Raw genomic sequence first — 381 nt, 5'->3', positions numbered from 1 at the left:
CCTCTAGGGGAGGGTGAAGAAGGCTCCGGTGCGATGGCTTTCGAAACTCTCGATGCGATCGCTTTGCGTGTATGCGTGAGGGACGTGCGTGGTGTTGCGGTGCGGGGGCTGTGCCAATGACCCCGCACATCCTCACCCGCTCGCTCGATCGCGGGGCGACGATCTTTTTGGTGCTGCTCGCCGCGATTGGAATCCTGCTGCCGCTGCTCAATCTGCTGACGCCGGAGTCGTCGGCGCTGCATGTGCCGACCTATCTGATCTCGCTGTTCGGCAAATATGTCTGCTACGCGCTGCTCGCGCTGTCGATCGACCTGATCTGGGGCTATTGCGGCATCCTCTCGCTCGGCCACGGCGCGTTCTTCGCGCTCGGCGGATACGCGA

1 protein-coding gene is annotated in these 381 nt (G+C 63.0%); it reads left to right on the top strand.

Annotated features, from left to right (window positions below):
• Positions 1 to 116: 116 nt before the first annotated feature.
• The coding region (locus DYI24_RS27945) for an ABC transporter permease subunit (RefSeq protein WP_502706405.1) at positions 117 to 381 on the top strand (265 nt) is incomplete at its 3' end.

It is taken from the genome of Rhodopseudomonas sp. BR0C11, assembly GCF_010820945.1.
GTDB lineage: Bacteria > Pseudomonadota > Alphaproteobacteria > Rhizobiales > Xanthobacteraceae > Rhodopseudomonas > Rhodopseudomonas palustris_H.
The sequence above is the reverse complement of the archived record's forward strand: the minus strand, read 5'-3'. Positions and strand labels throughout refer to the sequence as shown.